At 62.0% G+C, this 17,968-nt stretch carries 21 protein-coding genes; 6 read left to right on the forward strand and 15 right to left on the reverse strand.

All coding sequences use genetic code 11. The features are described 5' to 3' along the window. Nucleotides 1-20 precede the first annotated feature (20 nt). The 5 genes from B5V02_RS15225 to B5V02_RS15245 form a co-directional block, all read right to left on the reverse strand. Nucleotides 21-1,055, reverse strand: coding sequence for a DUF2806 domain-containing protein (locus B5V02_RS15225; protein WP_111544952.1), 1,035 nt, complete (start codon nucleotides 1,053-1,055; stop codon nucleotides 21-23). A 98-nt stretch (nucleotides 1,056-1,153) separates the two neighbouring features. Further along, entirely contained in the window at nucleotides 1,154-1,864 is a 711-nt protein-coding gene (locus tag B5V02_RS15230) for a pentapeptide repeat-containing protein (RefSeq protein ID WP_111544953.1), read from the reverse strand. A 163-nt stretch (nucleotides 1,865-2,027) separates the two neighbouring features. Then, nucleotides 2,028-2,321 (reverse strand): hypothetical protein, encoded by a 294-nt coding sequence (locus B5V02_RS15235; protein WP_111544954.1) that lies wholly within the window; start codon nucleotides 2,319-2,321, stop codon nucleotides 2,028-2,030. Further along, nucleotides 2,318-2,518 (reverse strand): hypothetical protein, encoded by a 201-nt coding sequence (locus B5V02_RS15240; protein WP_111544955.1) that lies wholly within the window; start codon nucleotides 2,516-2,518, stop codon nucleotides 2,318-2,320. Before B5V02_RS15240 ends, B5V02_RS15235 begins: the two co-directional genes overlap by 4 nt. Beyond that, nucleotides 2,515-2,787, reverse strand: coding sequence for a hypothetical protein (locus B5V02_RS15245; protein WP_208647082.1), 273 nt, complete (start codon nucleotides 2,785-2,787; stop codon nucleotides 2,515-2,517). The genes B5V02_RS15240 and B5V02_RS15245 overlap by 4 nt, the downstream gene beginning before the upstream one ends. Before the next feature lie 573 nt (nucleotides 2,788-3,360). On the opposite strand from B5V02_RS15245, the gene B5V02_RS15250 reads away from it, so the two are divergent. Continuing rightward, entirely contained in the window at nucleotides 3,361-3,735 is a 375-nt protein-coding gene (locus B5V02_RS15250) for a VOC family protein (protein ID WP_111544956.1), read from the forward strand. Nucleotides 3,736-3,790: 55 nt separating this feature from the next. Here the strand turns inward: B5V02_RS15250 and B5V02_RS15255 are convergent, their stop codons facing one another. Continuing rightward, the gene (locus B5V02_RS15255; RefSeq protein ID WP_111544957.1) at nucleotides 3,791-4,900 is read right to left on the reverse strand and encodes a TRAP transporter substrate-binding protein; all 1,110 of its coding nucleotides are present in this window, start codon (nucleotides 4,898-4,900) and stop codon (nucleotides 3,791-3,793) included. Nucleotides 4,901-5,164: 264 nt separating this feature from the next. On the opposite strand from B5V02_RS15255, the gene B5V02_RS15260 reads away from it, so the two are divergent. Beyond that, a complete protein-coding gene (locus tag B5V02_RS15260) occupies nucleotides 5,165-5,938 on the forward strand; it encodes a gamma-glutamyl-gamma-aminobutyrate hydrolase family protein (protein ID WP_111545420.1) in 774 nt (257 codons plus the stop codon). Here B5V02_RS15260 and B5V02_RS15265 read toward each other — a convergent pair whose 3' ends face one another. The 5 genes from B5V02_RS15265 to B5V02_RS15290 all read right to left on the reverse strand — a co-directional run bounded on the left by B5V02_RS15265 (nucleotide 5,939) and on the right by B5V02_RS15290 (nucleotide 10,790). Further along, nucleotides 5,939-6,343, reverse strand: a complete 405-nt coding sequence (locus tag B5V02_RS15265) for a hypothetical protein (RefSeq protein ID WP_167458502.1) — start codon at nucleotides 6,341-6,343, stop codon at nucleotides 5,939-5,941. It abuts the gene before it with no gap. Nucleotides 6,344-7,066: 723 nt separating this feature from the next. Next, nucleotides 7,067-8,050, reverse strand: a complete 984-nt coding sequence (locus B5V02_RS15275; protein ID WP_111544960.1) for a 2-hydroxyacid dehydrogenase — start codon at nucleotides 8,048-8,050, stop codon at nucleotides 7,067-7,069. Then, nucleotides 8,047-9,069, reverse strand: a complete 1,023-nt coding sequence (locus tag B5V02_RS15280; RefSeq protein WP_111544961.1) for a LacI family DNA-binding transcriptional regulator — start codon at nucleotides 9,067-9,069, stop codon at nucleotides 8,047-8,049. The genes B5V02_RS15275 and B5V02_RS15280 overlap by 4 nt, the downstream gene beginning before the upstream one ends. Before the next feature lie 66 nt (nucleotides 9,070-9,135). After that, nucleotides 9,136-10,020, reverse strand: coding sequence for a DMT family transporter (locus tag B5V02_RS15285; RefSeq protein ID WP_167458503.1), 885 nt, complete (start codon nucleotides 10,018-10,020; stop codon nucleotides 9,136-9,138). A 362-nt stretch (nucleotides 10,021-10,382) separates the two neighbouring features. Beyond that, complete coding sequence (locus B5V02_RS15290; protein WP_111544962.1) at nucleotides 10,383-10,790, reverse strand: DUF2000 family protein; 408 nt, start codon at nucleotides 10,788-10,790, stop codon at nucleotides 10,383-10,385. A gap of 50 nt (nucleotides 10,791-10,840) precedes the next feature. Between B5V02_RS15290 and B5V02_RS15295 the strand changes: the two genes are divergently transcribed. Next, entirely contained in the window at nucleotides 10,841-11,710 is an 870-nt protein-coding gene (locus tag B5V02_RS15295) for an AraC family transcriptional regulator (protein ID WP_111545422.1), read from the forward strand. 23 nt (nucleotides 11,711-11,733) lie between these two features. On the opposite strand, the gene B5V02_RS15300 is transcribed toward B5V02_RS15295, so the two are convergent. Together B5V02_RS15300 and B5V02_RS15305 are read right to left on the reverse strand one after the other, a co-directional pair. Beyond that, nucleotides 11,734-12,204, reverse strand: coding sequence for a MarR family winged helix-turn-helix transcriptional regulator (locus B5V02_RS15300; protein WP_095084311.1), 471 nt, complete (start codon nucleotides 12,202-12,204; stop codon nucleotides 11,734-11,736). Nucleotides 12,205-12,421: 217 nt separating this feature from the next. Then, nucleotides 12,422-13,168, reverse strand: a complete 747-nt coding sequence (locus B5V02_RS15305) for an intradiol ring-cleavage dioxygenase (RefSeq protein WP_111544963.1) — start codon at nucleotides 13,166-13,168, stop codon at nucleotides 12,422-12,424. A 198-nt stretch (nucleotides 13,169-13,366) separates the two neighbouring features. Between B5V02_RS15305 and B5V02_RS15310 the strand changes: the two genes are divergently transcribed. Together B5V02_RS15310 and B5V02_RS15315 are read left to right on the forward strand one after the other, a co-directional pair. Beyond that, entirely contained in the window at nucleotides 13,367-14,431 is a 1,065-nt protein-coding gene (locus B5V02_RS15310; RefSeq protein WP_111544964.1) for a CobW family GTP-binding protein, read from the forward strand. Nucleotides 14,432-14,713: 282 nt separating this feature from the next. Beyond that, complete coding sequence (locus B5V02_RS15315) at nucleotides 14,714-15,688, forward strand: WD40 repeat domain-containing protein (RefSeq protein WP_111544965.1); 975 nt, start codon at nucleotides 14,714-14,716, stop codon at nucleotides 15,686-15,688. Nucleotides 15,689-15,696: 8 nt separating this feature from the next. On the opposite strand, the gene B5V02_RS15320 is transcribed toward B5V02_RS15315, so the two are convergent. Then, a complete protein-coding gene (locus B5V02_RS15320; protein WP_245445935.1) occupies nucleotides 15,697-16,161 on the reverse strand; it encodes a hypothetical protein in 465 nt (154 codons plus the stop codon). A 14-nt stretch (nucleotides 16,162-16,175) separates the two neighbouring features. Beyond that, nucleotides 16,176-16,382: a hypothetical protein gene (locus B5V02_RS15325; protein WP_111544967.1), complete on the reverse strand. Its 207-nt coding sequence runs from the start codon at nucleotides 16,380-16,382 to the stop codon at nucleotides 16,176-16,178. Nucleotides 16,383-16,548: 166 nt separating this feature from the next. Here B5V02_RS15325 and B5V02_RS15330 point away from each other — a divergent pair, with 166 nt between their 5' ends. Continuing rightward, nucleotides 16,549-17,931, forward strand: coding sequence for an aspartate aminotransferase family protein (locus B5V02_RS15330; protein WP_111544968.1), 1,383 nt, complete (start codon nucleotides 16,549-16,551; stop codon nucleotides 17,929-17,931). The last annotated feature ends 37 nt before the right edge of the window (nucleotides 17,932-17,968 follow it).

Consider the following 17,968-nt stretch of genomic DNA (forward strand, 5'->3'; position numbering starts at 1 on the left):
CGAGCGAAGGGGCCATGCGATCAAGCACTTGAAGGCTGAATGGGGTCTAGGGTCATCGTGACGCCAATCCTAGCATAGGCGTTCATCAAAGCGTAGGTATAGTCCTTGTGAGGCTCCAGCATCAGAACGGCCCGCAGTTCGCGACCTGTCGGGGTAAGTGAGATTACACCAACCGCATCATTGACTCCTCCTGGACTGGATCTGTCCGGCACAAGATGGGCTGTTCTCCCAGCATATTCGACGTACAAATGCTTTCTATATAATTTGTGCAGTTGAGGGTATTCCTGTTCTCCGGAACTTCGGGTTAATCCGACCGACTGGAGATCAAGCAGATCCTCTCTACTTATTCCGAACTCATCGATATATTCACCTATTCTAATTGACGGTTTCGTACCGAGTACATTCACAGGACCCTTGTCGTGCTTTGGCAGGGAAACGATAACAAACGACAGCTCGGGAATATTGAAAGTCATCCGACATAGCTCCTCAAATTTTTGAGCGTTGCGCGGGTGAAGCGTCGCAAGAAGATTTAGGGTCGACGCAGAAAAACTATCCGGACGGGCGATTTCACGGGCAAGAATTCGAGCGAAAATTTCTCGCAGTTCTGATCGAGACAGTCGATCCGCCGTATCCCAAAAATGCTGTAGAAAGTCAGGTGATATGTCTTCCTTTACAGGCTGAGTGGCCGGGCCCTCGATCGCCAAATGATGGGCTGTCAGGTCTAGGATTTCGGCGCGAGATTCGGCCTTTTGTGCCTGAGATATCAAGCTCTGGCGAAGCAGCGCCGCTGCAAGCGCACGATCATCCGGATTCTCGATTGCTCGGCACATTTGGTCGACTATGGCCGAATCGAGCCGTGACTGAAGCGTTCCATGTACCGCACGCCTATATTGGGCGGGAGCGAAACCAGCGAAGGCCATTTCAACGGCCTTCGCAAGGTTGCGACCGGCCATAGCAGCAAGCTTGCCAGGAAGGCGAAGCTTGAATTCGCCGCTGGTAGGATCGACCTCAACGACGGTGTCCAAACCGCCAGTGTCCTGTTTGCCCTCAGCCAAGGTTCTGCCCCTCCGGTCGGGTGACCATCGCGCGCAAGCTTCGCCCCCGCAAGGGCGCGCTTGACGATTTCAGCCCCGGCAGCGACACGGCGCCGAGCCTATGGCTCGCTACAGGGCCAATCTTCAGGCCTCGTCAAGCCAGAAGGCAACTCGGTCCGGGCGTCTCCGCAAGCCATGTTGAGCTGCCACTGGGATAGACCCGCCGAATTGGAAAGATCGAGGCCCTCGATACGGGTCAGAAAGAAAAAAGCGCGGTCAAAGTCTATCGGCGCGGTGAACGTCGCTCCTCGGAAGTCCGCCCGCGCGAGATTGGCAAACGAAAAGCGGCTGCCGCTGATATCGGCGTCATGGAACTGCGCTCGCCCCAATTCCGCCTTTGTGAAATCAACATTGGTCAGATTGGCGTCCTGGAAATTCGAGCGCTGCACTTCCGCGCTCGTAAACACAGCGCCCTGCGCGTCCATATGGCTGAAGTCGGTCCTGTAGGCCTCGATTTTGTCGAACCGGGCGCCTTTGGCGGTCGAGTCGGCCAGGGAAGCACGCACAAGCGTTGCCTTCTCAAAATTTGCCGCAAGGAGATTGCTGTTCCTGAGGTCGGTCGAAGTGAAATCAACACCGATCAGGTTCGCCCCGCTCAGGTCCTGTCCTTCTAGGATGAGAAGCTTTTTGTCACAGTCCTGCCAATTGACGCCAGGCGTCGCGGCTGCGTCGCAATTTTGAGCGGCAGCGGCGTTCTGCCAAGCAAATACAATGCAAACCGCTAGAACCAAGCCGGATGTGCCGTAAGCTCTGGTTCGTCTCAAAGTCATTGTTGCTGGACCTCTGCTACTCGCCGACAATCAACCTTACCACATCTGCTGACACTCGAAAGCGACGGCATTTTGCCCGCTAATCCCGCTAGTCCCCACCGCCAAATGAAAAGCCCGCCACCGTGAGGCAGCGGGCTTGTGCAGCGGAAAACTTTTCCGCCGTTCAGTGACGCTCCTCGGGAGCCTCAAGGAACTGCACGAAAGTCTCCGTCAGCTTGTCCCTAGGCGTCGATCCCGCATTGCAGCCCCTGACGATTGCCGCAGCGATTTTCAGCATGTCGGATCTGCTCCCGACCAGCTTCGAGACGATAGCGTTCTCAGCGCTGCCGTCCAAGGTCGAGACTTGCGAAACGAACAAGGTAAGTCTGACATTGCCGCCCATAAATTGGAGTGGGGCAGAGCCCGTCACGAAGATGTCAGGCACGATGGCCGGTTCGACGAGTTGTGAAACGCTCATGACTGCGCCACCCCGCTCGCCCTGATTGCTTCAAGCGCCGCAACCCCTGCCTTGAGCTTCGCCAGACCTTCGCTCAGCACAGCTTCGATGGCACTGCGCTCTTGCATGTCATCGATGTCGGCCAACGCCATCAGCGCCGCGAAAAACAGATGCTGTGCCATGGTGAGGTTGTCGAGCGCGTCTATCGTGTCGCTCATGATGGCACCTGCTGGATTTCCCGAAGGCGCTGCATTGCCTGTCGAGCCATAGGAGCGGCGGCGGGGTCGCGCTCGTCGCACGTCCCCATTTCATCTTCCGTGGCGCTGTAGTCAGTCTCGTCGCCGTTCGGCTCGGTGTCGCCGCCGTCCTCGTCGTCGCAGTTGTCCTGCTCCAGATCATCGAGGCAGCCAAGGGACGGCTCGTCGTCGGCAGTCTCTTCAAGGTCGCAATCGGCTTCCATCAAGTCGAGCGCGGTTATGAGCGACATGGCACGGTCTAGGAGGTCGTTGAGGCGCTTCTCAACCGACTGGCGCCATGTGCGGGGATCAACACCCTGCGGGCAGCCCAAGGGCTTCAGCGTCCTAATATGAGCGTTCATTGGCCTATCTCCCGCTCGACTTGGCGAAGGACGCGGCTGCCAGCGTCGCCCAGGGCGTTCGACAGGCGCAGCAGTCTCAGCGCAAGGTGAAGGCGTAGAAGGCGCGTACGTAGCGCGGCTGCCATAAGCAGCAGGCATATAGCTAGGTAGGTCATTTCCCTGTCTCCTAAGGTTGCATTTTCCTTGGGAAACACATTGGGAAGGCGGCAAGCTATCGAAGCATAAATGACGCAAAATCAACGATGTAGACGGCAAAAAGGCCGGTTCGGTAGTCCGGTCTCTTCCGTTTTTGAACGGGGGCCTGTTCACCGCATGATTTGCGGGAGAACCCACGGCCGGCAAGCGAGGCGAAAGCCCGCGAGCCGGTTGGGTCATGTCCGGATTTCCTGATGCCACGGTCCCGCCGGTTCACGGTCTGCAGCCAAGCCTGTCCGCGTTTCAACCGGCGACAGGACAAAGACCATGAAACTGAACCATGCCAATCTGATTACCACCGAAGTCGCGGCTCTTGCCGGCTTCTTCACCAGCCATTTCGGCTTCGAGCTTGTCGCCATGCGCGGCAAGGACGCCTTCGCGGTTTTACGCGGAACGGACGGCTTCATCCTCAACCTGATGATGCCGGGCAAGGGAGAGACGGCCCGCTATCCCGACGGTTTCCACGTCGGCTTCTTCGTGGGCAAACCAGACATTGTGCACGCAAAGCAGGCCGAGCTTGCCGATGCGGGCCTCGCGCCGGGCGAGGTCCAGGAGCTGACGCGCGGCGGCGTCAATTCGACCACCTTCTACTGCCTTGCCCCAGGCGGAATACTGGTCGAAGTCAGTTCCTCGCCAGCCTGAAAAGAAAGACCCCGGGCGAGCAGGCCCGGGGTCTTTCGAATATGCAAAGAGCGGTCTACAGCTTGCCGTTGCGCTGCTGGACCATCATGAAGGTGTCGTAATTGTATTCGGCCACCTGCGCCCAGAGATAGTGCTCCTTGCGGAAGCCCTTGATCGAGTCCCAGATCTTCTTGAACGGCGCGTTGGTGGCTTCCATTTCGGCATAGACCTCGTTGGCCTTTTCGAAGCAGGCGGCCATGATGTCCTGGCTGAACGGGCGCAGCTTGGCACCACCGGCCACCAGCCGCTTCACCGCTGCCGGGTTCAGATAATCGTATTTCTGCAGCATGTTGGCATCGGCAGCCTGGGCGGCGGTGCGCAGCAGAGATTTGTAAGCCGGCGAAAGTTCGTCGTATTTCGCCTTGTTGAACATCAGGTGGACGGTCGGGCCGCCTTCCCACCAGCCGGGGTAGTAGTAATAGGGCGCCACCTTGTAGAAGCCGAGCTTCTCGTCGTCATACGGACCGACCCATTCGGCGGCGTCAATGGTGCCTTTTTCCAGCGCCGGATAGATATCGCCGCCGGCGATCTGCTGCGGCACGACGCCGAGCTTCTGCACCACCTTGCCGGCAAAGCCGCCTATGCGCATCTTGAGGCCGGACAGGTCGGCGACGGTGTTGATCTCCTTGCGGAACCAGCCACCCATCTGCACGCCGGTGTTGCCGCCCGGCAGGCCGAAAAGGCCCTGCGTGGCAAGAAACTCGTTGAACAGGTCGATGCCGCCGCCATGGTAGTGCCAGGCGTTCATGCCGCGCGCGTTGAGCGAAAAGGGAACCGCCGCACCGAGCGCCCATGTCGGGTCCTTGCCCCAGTAATAATATGCGACCGTGTGGCAGGCCTCGACCGTGCCGGCCGTGGTGGCGTCGGCGGCCTGCAAACCTGGCACGAGTTCGCCGGCGGCAAAGACCTGGATCTGGAAGTTGCCGTCGGTGGCTTCCGACAGCATCTTGGAGAACACTTCGGCGCCGCCATAGATGGTGTCGAGCGACTTGGGGAAGGATGACGCCAACCGCCACGTCACCTTGGGATTGGACTGGGCTATTGCCGGCGCCGCAAGCGTGGCCGCCGCCGCTGCAGCACCGACACCTGTAACACCAGCCTTGCGAATGAATGAACGACGATCCATGAAGTTCCTCCCTTTTGGACCAACAGACCGACGTTCGGGAAATCCTCGCTCCCGTGTCGGTTCGCTCGAAACAATACACGGGCAAGAAGTCGAGTCCAGCACGGCGGCCCGATTTGACGGCGAAGCCCAGCTGCCCTGCAACTATAGTCTAACAGCCCGCTTCGTGGCCCATGCGACATGCTGAAACTTGTCATGGAAAAATACCGGCGGATCGCCTATTTTGTGGGCAGGATACCCTTTGCCCAAATGGAAAACAGAGCCAAAATGCATCAGCCGCTCGTCGCCATATCGACCGACGTCCGTCAGTTCGACAACTACACCTGGCATGCCGCCCCGCAGCAATATCTGGAGGCGGCGATTGCCGGCGCCGGCGTGTTCCCGGTGCTGGTGCCATCGTTCGGCGACAGGCTCGACTTCGACGAACTTCTGTCGTCGGTCGACGGCGTCATGGTCACCGGCTCGAAATCCAATGTGCATCCCTCGCTCTACGGCGGCGATGCCAGTGAGGCCAATGGCCCCTATGACCCGGCGCGCGACGCCACCACGCTGCCGCTGATCCGCAGGGCGGTGGAGCGCGGCGTGCCGCTGCTCGCCATCTGCCGCGGCATCCAGGAGATGAACGTGGCGCTTGGCGGCACGCTGGGCACCGAGATCCACGAGCGCGAGGGTTCGCTCGACCACCGCGCGCCGGTGAGCGACAAACAGGACGAACGCTTCGCCATCCACCAGACCATTTTGATCAAGCCCGGAAGCTGTCTGGCCGGCGTGTTCGGTGCCGGCGACATCAAGGTCAATTCGTTGCACCGCCAAGCGATCGACCGGCTCGGCCCGAAGCTGCAGATCGAGGCGGTCGCGAGCGACGGCACGGTCGAGGCGGTTTCGGTGCGCGACTCACGCGCCTTCGCCGTCGGCGTGCAGTGGCATCCGGAATACTGGGTCAAATCGGACAGCAACTCGGCCAAGATTTTCCGTGCCTTCGGCGATGCCGTGCGGCTGCACGCCGTGGCGAAAGCCGGTGCGCGTGCCGCGGCGGAATAATCAGTCAGCAGGCTTCACATCACCGGTGGCCGCCAGCGACAGCAATGGCGCGGCCGGGGCATAGGATTCGTAACCGTCGCCGTCCGCAACGGCGAAGGTGACGATCGGATCGACGCCGTTGGCGCTGAAGGCGACCGTGCCGTCCTGTTCCTCCCGCCAGAACTTTGCCCGTTCGATGCCAAGCAGGAGCCGGCGGCAGTTCGGTCCCACCGTCAACAGCGACAGGTCATCCGAAACCGACGCACCGCGCGTGACCGCGCACTTGCCTTCGTCGCCATTGGCCACCAGCCTGTAGCTGTTGGACGGCGCGACCTCATCGGCGGCACTTTCACCACTGCCATCATGAAACAGCTGAACGCCGCCAAACAGCGCGACGGCGGCGATCACCACGGAAAGCATTTTCATCATTCTTCATCCATGCACCCGGACAGGATGAAGAATGATTTCAAAGAGTTAAGCGGACGTTAATAAGTGTGGCAATGCAGAGCATCGATGGCTGCCGAGGACGAAGACGGAACTCGTCGGACTATTGCGGGACAGCCGGCGAATAGCGATCGGAAAGAAGCTTGAAGAGCCATTCGCGCTCGACATCGGTGGCGGCCGAAGCGAGATCGACTCGCTGGGCACCAGCGTCGACTGTCAGGCGGTTGCATGTATCGCCCTCGCGGAGTCTCAGCGATTTGAGCTGCGTCCGATCGATTTTGAGTTCGGTCCGTTTCGGAAACAGGGCGGACCATGCAGGGAATGACCTGGAGATGGGCATCTTGAAGGGCGGCATTCCCGGATCGTAGACGAGACGCGACCTCGAGCTTGATTATTTCAGGCGCGGATCTCTGGAAAACCCGGCGAATAGACAGCATTGCGAACAGGCCTCCGACAGTCCATGCGCAAAGCCAGAATACGAGAAATGCCGTTCCGCCTCCAACAGGCATTGTCAGAAGCCGACGGGCGGCGGAAACCTCACCCACAGCCCAGCCACCTAGCCAGAAAAGAATGAATACGCCTGCCAGATAGACTGTAGCGGGCGGTTTTGGGTAGGGAATCGAAACGATCTGTTCCCGGCCACCGGTGACAACCGAGATCGTGGAATTTTCGGGCGGCTTCACAGCCATCGAGTTTGCCTTTTGGCTAGCCGGCAGCCTTCACATTCACAGTCTCCGGCACCGGCGTCAGCGGCCGGCGCTCGATGAACCAGGACACCAGATTGTCGACGCACAGATCCGCCATGGCGCGGCGTGTATGGTCCGAGGCCGAGCCGACATGCGGCAACAGCGAGGTGTTGGGTGCGTCGAGCAGCGCCTTGGGCACGTTCGGTTCGTCGGCAAAGACATCGAGGCCGGCAGCGGCGATGGTGCCGTTGGCAAGCGCTGCCGCGAGCGCTGCCTCGTCGACCGTGCTGCCGCGGCCGATGTTGACGAAGACGCCGTTGGCGCCAAGCGCCGACAGGACTTCGGCATTGACCGCCTTCTCCGTCGAGGCGCCGCCGGGCGCCACCGAAATCAGCGTGTCGACCGCTTCGGCAAGGCCCTTCAGCGTCGGATGGTACTGGTAGCCCAAGCCTTCGACCTGGCGCCGGTTGTGATAGGCGACCGGCAAACCGAAGACTTCCAGCCGCCGGGCGATGGCCAGCCCGATGCGACCCATGCCGAAAATGCCGGCCTTGCGCCCACGCAAGGTCAGCCGGCTCAGCGGATAGTTGCCCTTGCGCAGCCAGCTGCCGTCACGCAGCCAGGTTTCGGCGCGCGGCAGGTCGCGGACGGCGTTGATCAGCAGCCCGATCGCGGTGTCGGCAACCTCTTCGGTCAACACGTCGGGCGTGTTGGTGACCATGATGTTTTTCGCGGCCGCATGGCCGACATCGACCGAATCATAGCCGACGCCGAAGGAGGCGATGAGTTCGAGGTTGGGCAATGCATCCATCATCGCCGCATTGATGCCGGCGAACGAAGCGATGCCGCGCACGTTGCTGCGCATCTCGTCAGTGACCAGCGCCGGATCGGCTCGTTCAATCCTGACCCGGTTGAAGGTGCTGTCGATGCGCTCTATCGCATGATCGTTGAAATCGCCCGGCACAAGGATGGCGACGGTCTGCAATTGTTCGGCCTTGGTCATGCACGCTCCACCGGCTTGCCGGTCGACTGGCGCACATGCAGTTCCGGCTTGATCAGTTCCTGCGACGGCCGCACCGTCTGCCCGTTCAACTTGTCCAGCAGCGCGCTGGCAGCGCGGCGTCCGACCTCGCGCTGGCCGTTCCAGACGGTGGTCAGCGCCGGCGTCGCGATCGCCGCCTCTTCGAGATCGTCATAGCCGGTGACCGAGATATCGACGCCCGGCACCAAGCCGGCGCGCGCGATGCCGTTCATCAGGCCGATGGCGACAAGGTCGTTCCAGCAGCAGGCGGCCGTGGGCTTGTCCTTCAGCGCCAGGAACTGCCCGGCGGCCTCGAAGCCGGCCTGCTTGGTGCGCGGGCCGGCGATGCGCCAGGACGGCCTGACCTCCAGCCCGGCCGCCTCCATGGCGTTGACATAGCCCTGGTATCGATCGCGGCCGGTCGAGGTCTGGTCGGTGCCGCCGATCATGGCGATGCGCTTGTGGCCGAGCGAGATCAGATGGTTGGTGGCGAGCCCGGTGCCATAGGCGTCGTCGCCGCGAAAGACCGGCACGTCGGCGCCCTCGACCGTGCGTGCGATCAACACCGCCGGCAGGCCGTTCTCCTCGGCCATCAGGATGTCGGAAGCCGGCGTGCCGATGGCCGGCGACATGATGACGCCGTCGGCGCCGAGCTGCAGCAGCGTATCGATGAAGGTGCGCTGCTTTTCGAGCTGGTCATAGTGGTTGGACAGGATGAAAGTCTGGCGACTGCGGTCGAGCTCGCTTTCGATCGAGCGCAGGATCTCGGCGAAGAACGGGTTCATGATGTCGTGGACGACGACGCCGACAATGCCCGAACGCGAGGTGCGCAGGCTGGCGGCGCGTCGGTTGTAGATATAGCCGATGGCGCGCGCATGTTCCTTGATGCGGTCGCGGGTGGCGCCGGCGACCAGCGGGCTGTCGCGCAGCGCCAGTGACACCGTGGCCGTGGACACGCCGAGCGCATCCGCGATCGTCGAAAGCTTGATTTTCTGTGCCAGCGACCTGTGCTCCCCGACCGGCCTAAACAGTTTAAAGGCGGCGTTATGCCATCGATCGGCAGCAAATCAAAGTTTTTTTGCCAACGCCTCCGCTTCGACATCGGAGGCCGCACGGCTCTGCAGCCGAAGCCGGTGCTCGCGATGAACGATGTAGAGGCCGCTGGCGACAATGATGGCGGCGCCGACCAGTGTCCAGCGGTCGGGAAACTGCTTGAAGACGATCCATCCGGAAATGATCATCCACACCATCTGCGAATAGGGATAGGGCGCCAATGCCGTGGTCGTCGCCAGCCGGTAGGCCTGGACCAGCAGCCAGTGGCCGACGCCGCCGAACACGCCAAGCATGAGCAGGACGAACCAGTGCCATCCATCATGCGGCAGGGAGAACGAAAACGGCAGCAAGGGCAAAAGCAGCACCGCCGGCGCCAGTGCCGAGAACAGGATGAGGCTTTCCGACGTCTCGCTCGCCGACATGCGGCGCGTCATGATGACGTAGAAGCAGTTCGACAGCATCGAGCCGAGCGCAAAGAGATGCCCCATGCCGAAAACGCCGACACCTGGCCGGGTGATGATCAGAACCCCGGCGAAGGCCGCCAGGATCGCCAGCCAGCGCCGCCAGCCGGCCCATTCGCCAAGCAGCGGGCCGGCAAGTGCTGTGATCACCATCGGGCCGAAGAAATAGATAGAGGTGGTTTCGGCCAGTTGCAGGGAGCGCAGCGCCAGGATGTTGAACATGGTCGAGCCGAACAGGAACAGACCGCGCAGGACATGCGCCGGCAGGTTGACCGGGCGAAACCGCACCGGTTGGCGCCAGCCGCGCAGCAGCGTGCCGACCAGCACGACATGTACGGCAAAGCGCACCCAGGCGACGATGAGCACTGAAACGCCGGCCAGGACGAGATATTTGCTGCTGGTATCGAGAAAGGTGAAGAAGACGTAGGTGGAAAGCATGCAGAGGATCGCCACCGGGGGCGTTGCGCTTTCTGGATGTCTTTGGGGAGCACTCACTTGCAGGCCGGGTGGGAAGCTGGGCTGAAGCCCACCTTTGCGGGAAATGTCGCTTGGCGGCAAGCCAATCGTCGGCTGCCGCCGCGCCAAAAGCCGGCTGGCACAACAACAGCCGCCGGCAGGCTTAGTCCTTGGGGCCAAGGTGTGTTGAGATTCAGGTCAGGCCGAGCCGGAGTCGAAGACGGGCGCGAAGCGACCAAACTAGGTGGCTTTCGAGAACCGGAGCGGAGCGTACTTAAAGTACGTGAGCACCGGAAGCGCAGGACGCCGGTTGCAGGCCGGCATCAGCTGAATATCAACACACCTTAGGCGTGCATGCGGGCACCCTTGGTGATCTTGTCGACCACCTTCTTCTCGGCGCGAAGCGCGATACCGACCACCTTGGCGTCATCCGGTGCGAATTCGGCGAAGACGGCACGGTTGGCCGCGTCAAAGCCGGTCGCGAACATCTCCTCGACATAGAGCGAGGTCGTCACCCCACGCTCCAGCGTGCGCCGGTGGATCGCGCCCAGCGTCACCTGGTCGGCGGACAGCACGATGACCGGCTGGATCGACAGCGGATTGTAGAGATTGCCGGCGCGGTCGCGATAAGGTTCGCCGATAATGTCCGGAAACTGGGCGGCGATGCCGCTGGTCAGGAAGGCGGTGACGTTGAGTTTCTGCCAGACCGGCAGATCCTCCCTGAGCACGATTGCAAATTTCGTGTCGAACATGAGACATTGACCATTCGAGCTTGTGCCCCAATGCGAGGCTGAAGGAGACGATGTCGCACGATCTAAACAGCCAGGCCTTCGAGGGTCTTGGACGTTTGTGCGTTGACGCGGCGGAAAACTGCATCATCTCCGCCTCCGACCCTGCCGGCATGGAGCGGATCGAGGCGCGGTTCCATGGCAGCGCCTTCGACCTGCATCGCCACGACACCTATGCGATCGGGGTGACGCTGCACGGCGTGCAGAGGTTTCGCTACCTCGGCGTGACGCGCCACAGCCTGCCTGGCCAGATCATCGTGCTGCATCCCGACGAATTGCATGACGGCGGCGCCGGCACCGAGGACGGCCTTCGCTACAGGATGCTCTATCTGGAACCGTCGCTGATGCTCGACTGCCTTGGCGGCGCGTCGCTGCCGTTCGTCAGGGATGGCGTGCTGACGGACGACAGCTTCTGCGCAACGCTGCTTTCGGCACTGGGGCCGCTGGAAGAGGAACTTGACGAGCTGTTCGTTGCCGACTTCCTCGCGCGGCTGATGCAAAGCCTGACCCGGCATGCCGGCCAGCCGGCGAAGCCGATGGCCCGAACGGCATGGCGGGCGGCTACGCTGGCGCGCGACTATCTCACGGAGAACTTCGGCCGCCCCGTCCGTTCGGACGAACTGGAAGCGATCACCGGGCTCGACCGCTATGCCTTGTCACGGCATTTCCGCGCCGCCTTCTGCACCAGTCCGCATCGGTTCCAGGTGATGCGCCGGCTTCAGAGCGCGCGGCGGATGATCGCCGCCGGCGAACCCCTGGCGCAGATCGCCATCGAGGCCGGCTTCAGCGACCAGAGCCATTTTATCAGGCAATTCAAGAAGGCGTTCGGCATGACGCCGGGGCGCTGGTCATCACTGATCCAAGGCACTGCCGCGGCGGCTTGATCGCCTGCTGCCGAAAGTGGCGATCAGTCGTCCGTCTCGGCGTCGTCGTCGATCAACACCAATTCCTCGTTCGAGAGGTTGGCCTCGATGCGGGCAAGCAGCTTGAACAGCGCCTTCTGGTCCTTCTTGTCGAGGCCCTTCAGCGCCTGCTTTTCGGTCTTCTTCACCGATTTCTCGATGGCGTGGATGATGTCGCGGCCGGTGTCGGTGAGGAAAATATGAGCCTGGCGAGCATCGGCCGACGAGGCGCGCTTTTCCAGAAAACCCTGCGCCTGCAGCCGGTTGATGGTCTTGGTGATGGTCGGTGGGCGCACACCGAGGCGTCCGGCGAGATTGCCCGGCGTCTGGCCGTCTTCACGGTCGAGCGCCAGCATGATCTGATCCTGGCCGGCATAGAAGCCGTGCGCCAGAAGCCGCGCCGCGAGCGCGGTTCTTGCCAGCCTTGCCGCCGAATGCAGCCGGCTCATTGTTGCAGTCTTGTCCGCCTTGGCCATGGTCATCCCTCTTCGGCCGTACCGGTGCGGTCAGCATAGACGCAGCCGGCCGGTTGGCAATCGACGATCAAAAAGATTCCGGCGCTCCAAACAGCTTTGCCGGCAAGCATTGCGGTGTCCGCCGTGGCTAATGCCAGATGTTTATTTCAGTTAGATGACAAACGACTTTCCGCGACCGGAGTTTTCGCCGCGGACGACGTGCGTGAGGGAATGTCGGTCAGCCGGGCTTCACCGCGACGATCATCAGCGCCTGATAGGCATCCTCCACCTCGCGCAGTGCTGCCTGCGAGAGCGGTCCGGCCTGCCTGGCGATGCCGTCGCTGGCGTTCGAGGTGTCGCGCTTGCCGGGCCGATCATTGTATGGCGCGACAGTGGTGAAGATCTGCTCGCTGAGACTGTCGGGGAAGAACAACTGGCCGGTCATCACCGAACTGTCGTCGGGGAAGACCTTGAAATGGATATGGGTGGTGCGGCCGCGATACCAGCCGGGATAGATGGTGGCGAAGGAAACGATGCCGCTTGCATCGGTCTTCTGCCAGCCACGCAGGAAGGTCTGGCCCGACGTGTCGACATCGCGGCCGTCACCTTGTCCCGGGTAGCCCGAATAGGCACCTTGCGCGTCGCAATGCCAGATGTCGACGCGGGCGCCGGCAAGCGGGCGGCAGGCCGTGTCGACAACCTGCAGCCTTACAGTGAGGGCAAGGCCCTTCTTGCCCTCGGTGACATCGGCACGTTCGAGTTTCGGGTCGAAATAGAACGGCCCTTCCGTCACCTCAGGTGTGATGGCGCAGACGCCGGCGCCGGTTTCGAACAGGGCCAGTCCGGCATAGGAAGAGGCCTTGCCGGCCGAAGACTGGGCGGCGATTGCCGCGGCCGGCAGGAAGGCACCACCGCCGGCGGTCACCGCGATCAAGCCGAGTGCCTTGCGCCGGCTCAAGGAGAAGGAGGATGGCTTGCTGGACATATCGTGCCTCTCGAGTTGGCCTCCCGCGCCCTGATCTAGGCTGTGACGGCGGCTCTCGCCAATGAAAATTCGGTAATGTCGGCAAGCCGGTTTGGCCCATCGGTTTGCCTCGTGCAAAAGCCCGGCACACATCCTATATGGAGCCGACAATCCCTTTTTCGAAGCCTTTTTCAAGGCGCAGATTCTTCGAGGCAAGCCATGAGCGACGCACTGACGCAGATCCCCGTAACCGTTCTCACCGGCTATCTCGGCGCCGGCAAGACGACGCTGCTCAATCGCATCCTGTCGGAAAACCACGGCAAGCGTTATGCCGTCATCGTCAACGAGTTCGGCGAAATCGGCATCGACAACGAATTGATCGTGGAATCCGACGAGGAAATCTACGAGATGAACAATGGCTGCGTCTGCTGCACGGTGCGCGGCGACTTGATCCGTGTCGTCGAGGGGCTGATGCGCCGGCCCGGCCGTTTCGACGCCATCGTGGTCGAGACCACCGGCCTCGCCGATCCGGTGCCGGTGGCGCAGACCTTCTTCATGGACGACGACGTGCGTTCCAAGACCAAGCTCGATGCGGTGGTGACGCTGGTCGACGCCAAGCATCTGCCGCTGCGGCTCAAGGATTCCAGGGAAGCCGAGGACCAGATCGCCTTCGCCGATGTCGTCGTGCTCAACAAGACCGACCTCGTCACCCCGGAAGAGCTCGCCAAGGTCGAAGCGACGATCCGCGCCATCAATCCGGCGGCGAAGATCCATCGCACGACACGAGCCGGCGTCGCCCTTTCAGAAGTGCTCGACCGCGGCGCCTTCGACCTGTCCAGAGCGCTGGAAAACGATCCGCATTTCCTCGAGGCGCATGACGATCACGATCATCATGACCACGACCACCACGATCACGATGGCCACGATCACCATGACCATGATGGGCACGACCACCATCATCACGCGCATCCTTCCGACATCCATGACGTGACGGTGCAGTCGGTGTCGCTGCGCGGCGGCGAGATGGACCCGAAGAAATTCTTCCCGTGGATCGAGAAGATCACCCAGATGGAAGGCCCCAACATCCTGCGGCTGAAGGGCATCATCGCGCTCAAGGGCGACGACGAGCGCTATGTCATCCAGGGCGTGCACATGATCATCGAGGGCGACCACCAGCGCGCCTGGAAGGACGGCGAGAAGCATGAGAGCCGGCTGGTCTTCATCGGCCGCGAACTCGACGGCGAGCGGCTGAAGAAGAGCTTCGACGCCTGCCAGGCTGCCTGATTTCGCCGTCCTTCTCCCTTCTCCCCTTGTGGGAGAAGGTGGATTGGCGCGCAGCGCCAAGACGGTTGAGGGATGCTGGACGGAATGCAGGCGGTGCCAAACTGGAACACCCCTCATCCGACCGAGCTTCGCTCGGCCACCTTCTCCCACAAGGGGGAGAAGGAAGAAGCCGCGCTGGCGCCCTCGTCTCTCCTTACGACGCTCCGAAGCACGGGTTGAGACCTATGGCCCAACCCCGTAAGGGTGAGTCGCAAGCAGAATCTTAAATGGAAATAGTCTCCCATGCCGACCGTCGCCCCGCTTGATCTCGAAGGCCATTGCATCGCCGCCGTCTTCCTCGGCGACGTGCCGCATTTCGCGATGGCCGACGGCGCCGTCCATCGGCTCGACCATGGTCACAAGACGGTGCAAGCCAATGACGGACTGCTCGCCGCCTTCCATGACCCGGCCAATGACCGGCTGATCACCGGCGGCGAGGACGGCAAGGTGTTTGCCGTGAAAGCAGGCAGCGAGGCCACGGAACTGGCCAGCTCGGCCAGGAAGTGGATCACCAGCGTCGCTGCCGGACCGCAGGGCGCCATCGCCTATGCGACGGGCAAAACCGCCTTCGTGCGCTTCGCCGACGGCAAGACCAGGGAATTTACCCATCCGCGTTCGGTCGAGGGGCTGGCGTTCTCGCCCAAGGGCATGCGCTTCGGTGTTGCCCGCTACAATGGCGCGACGCTGCATTTTCCGGCCGCCGAGGGCAAGCCGGTGGAGCTCGAATGGGCCGGTGCCCACACCGGCATCACCTTCTCGCCCGATGGCGCCTTCCTTGTCACCACCATGCAGGAAAACGCGCTGCATGGCTGGAAGCTCGCCGACGGCAAGCACATGCGCATGACCGGCTATCCCGGCAAGGTCAAAAGCCTGTCGTGGAGCGTGAAAGGCAAGTGGCTGGCGAGTTCCGGCGCGCCGGCGGCGATCGTCTGGCCGTTTTCGGGCAAGGACGGCCCGATGGGCAAAGCGCCGCTGGAACTTGGCACGCGCGGCAACGCCATGGTGACGGCGGTCGCCTGCCACCCGAGCCAGGATGTCGTCGCCGTCGGCTATGATGACGGCATGGTGATGGCGGTGCGCTTCGCGGACGCCAAGGAAGTGCTGTTGCGGCGGCCAGGCAAGGGCGCGATCACCTCGATGATGTGGGACAAGGAAGAACGCCGCGTCGCCTTCGGCAGTGCGGCCGGCGATTGCGGCGTCATCGACATCACCGCATAGTCTGGGGTTTATTCGGCTCCGCAGGAGACCTTGCCGGTCAGTTCGACCGGCTGGCCATCCTTGTCCGCGTCGGCGGCATTGTCATAGATGGCAAGCCTGTACTGTCCGTCATAGACGCCTTCGTCGCTGGCCTTGGTCAGAATCGTCAGTTCGACATAGTTGTAGGCATTTGCGAGCTGATGCTCGTGGTAGATGTTCAGCCGCAGCTCCTTGTTGTCGAGCCAGTACTGGGTGAGGTTGGAATCCTCGAACGTGGTCTTGCGCAGGTCGTCAGCGACGGGCCGCCCGAGAATTTCAAGGGTGCCGCTGAAATTGAAGGTCGGGCCGCCCATGCCTCTGGTGACGCCGGCACCGACGTCGAACTTCACCGCCGTATCGTCGACGTTGCACCAGATGCCGCCGGATGCGGAAGCGGCGACCACCGAGCCAAGCAGCGCCAGCGCCGACATTATCACTGTGAAAACAACCGCCATTGGTCAATCCTCGGTCAGGATAGGTCTTCCATATCAGGGTAGCTACGATATATCTCGGCAATGATATCCACTTCTATTTTTCCAACAGTTATCCCAATGGCCTTGTGCAGACGCCGCATCTCCTCGGTATCCCAATCACTAGTTAATTTGACAATCTCAAGAAGACGCCTCGTGACATCAATACTTATGTCCTTTGCCTGAAGCGCAAATTCCCTATCCATTTTATGCTCCCCGCATTTGCTTGGCCCGACACCGATCCGCATTGACGCCGAGCTCGCGGGCCGGGTCAAGCGCCGGCCGCAGATCCTGAACCAATCCAGCAGGCCTTTGCGGCCAATTGCGATTCATCACGTCGATTGACTAAGGTGGCGGACCAAAGGGGTTTTCATGCACAGCAGCGACAGTTCAAGGACGTCCATCGGCGGCATCGATCGCGGCCGTGTTGCCGATCTGCTGGAGATCGAGGCGGCAGCCTTCCGCAAGGCGCGGCCGAAATCGCAGGCGAAGGTCGGCAATGGCCTGCCGGGCTTCTTCGGTGGCGTGCCGATGCACTGGATGAATGACTGGCCGACACCGTTTCCGATCCTGGTCGATAGCGCCAGGGGCGCCACGATCACCGATATCGACGGTATCAGGCTCGACGATTTCTGCCTCGGCGACACCGGCTCGATGTTCGGCCATTCGCCGCCGCCGGTGGCGCGCGCCATCCGCCGCCAGGCCGGACGCGGCCTGACCTATATGCTGCCCTCCGAAGACGCGCTGGCCATCGGCCCGCTGCTGCAGCAGCATTTCGGCCTGCCGTTCTGGCAGATCGCGACGACGGCGACCGACGCCAACCGCTTTGCGCTGCGGGTTGCCCGCGCCGTCACCGGGCGCGAAAAAATCCTGGTCTTCAACGGCTGCTATCACGGCTCGGTCGACGAGACGATGGTGCGGCTCGTCGACGGCAAGCCGGTCAACCGGCCGGGGCTGGCAGGCGAATTCCGCGACCTGACCCGCACCGCCAAGGTGATCGAGTTCAACGACGTCGCCGCACTGGAAGCCGCCCTCAAGGACAAGGACGTCGCCTGCGTCATCGCCGAGCCGGTGCTGACCAATTCCTGCATGGTGCTGGCTGACCATGACTTCCACGACGCGCTGCGCAGGCTGACGCGCGAAGCCGGCACGCTGCTCCTGATCGACGAGACGCATACGATCTCGACCGGCCCGGGCGGCTACACCAGGAAATACGGCCTGGACCCGGACTTCTTCGTGCTGGGCAAGCCGATCGCCGGTGGTGTGCCGGCGAGCGTCTGGGGCATGAGCGACGATGTCGCCTCGCGCTACGCCGCCTACAACAGGGAGAAGGAGCCGGGGTATTCCGGCATGGGCACGACGCTCTCGGCCAACCCGCTGCAGTTCGCTGCGATGCGCGCCACGCTCGAAGAGGTGATGACCGAGGAAAACTACGCCCGCATGGACCATCTGGCGCGGCGACTCGATGCCGGGCTGACCGGCGTGATCGACCGCTACCGCTTGCCCTGGCATGTCGCCCGCGTCGGCGCCCGTGTCGAGTTCATCTGCGCGCCCGGCCCGCTGCGCAATGGCGCCGAGGCTGAGATGGCGCATGCGCCGGAACTGGAAGCCGCCATCCATGTCGCGCTGGTCAATCGCGGCGTGCTGATCGCGCCGTTCCACAATATGATGCTGATCTCGCCGGCGACCACCGGTGCCCAGGTCAACCGGCTGATCACCGCCTTCGGCGCGGTTGCGGCAAAGCTTGCGGCATGAGACAAGCGGCTAACAAATGGGCGCGCCAAGCAAAGCC

The sequence above is a fragment of the Mesorhizobium kowhaii genome (assembly GCF_003253745.1).
GTDB lineage: Bacteria > Pseudomonadota > Alphaproteobacteria > Rhizobiales > Rhizobiaceae > Mesorhizobium > Mesorhizobium kowhaii.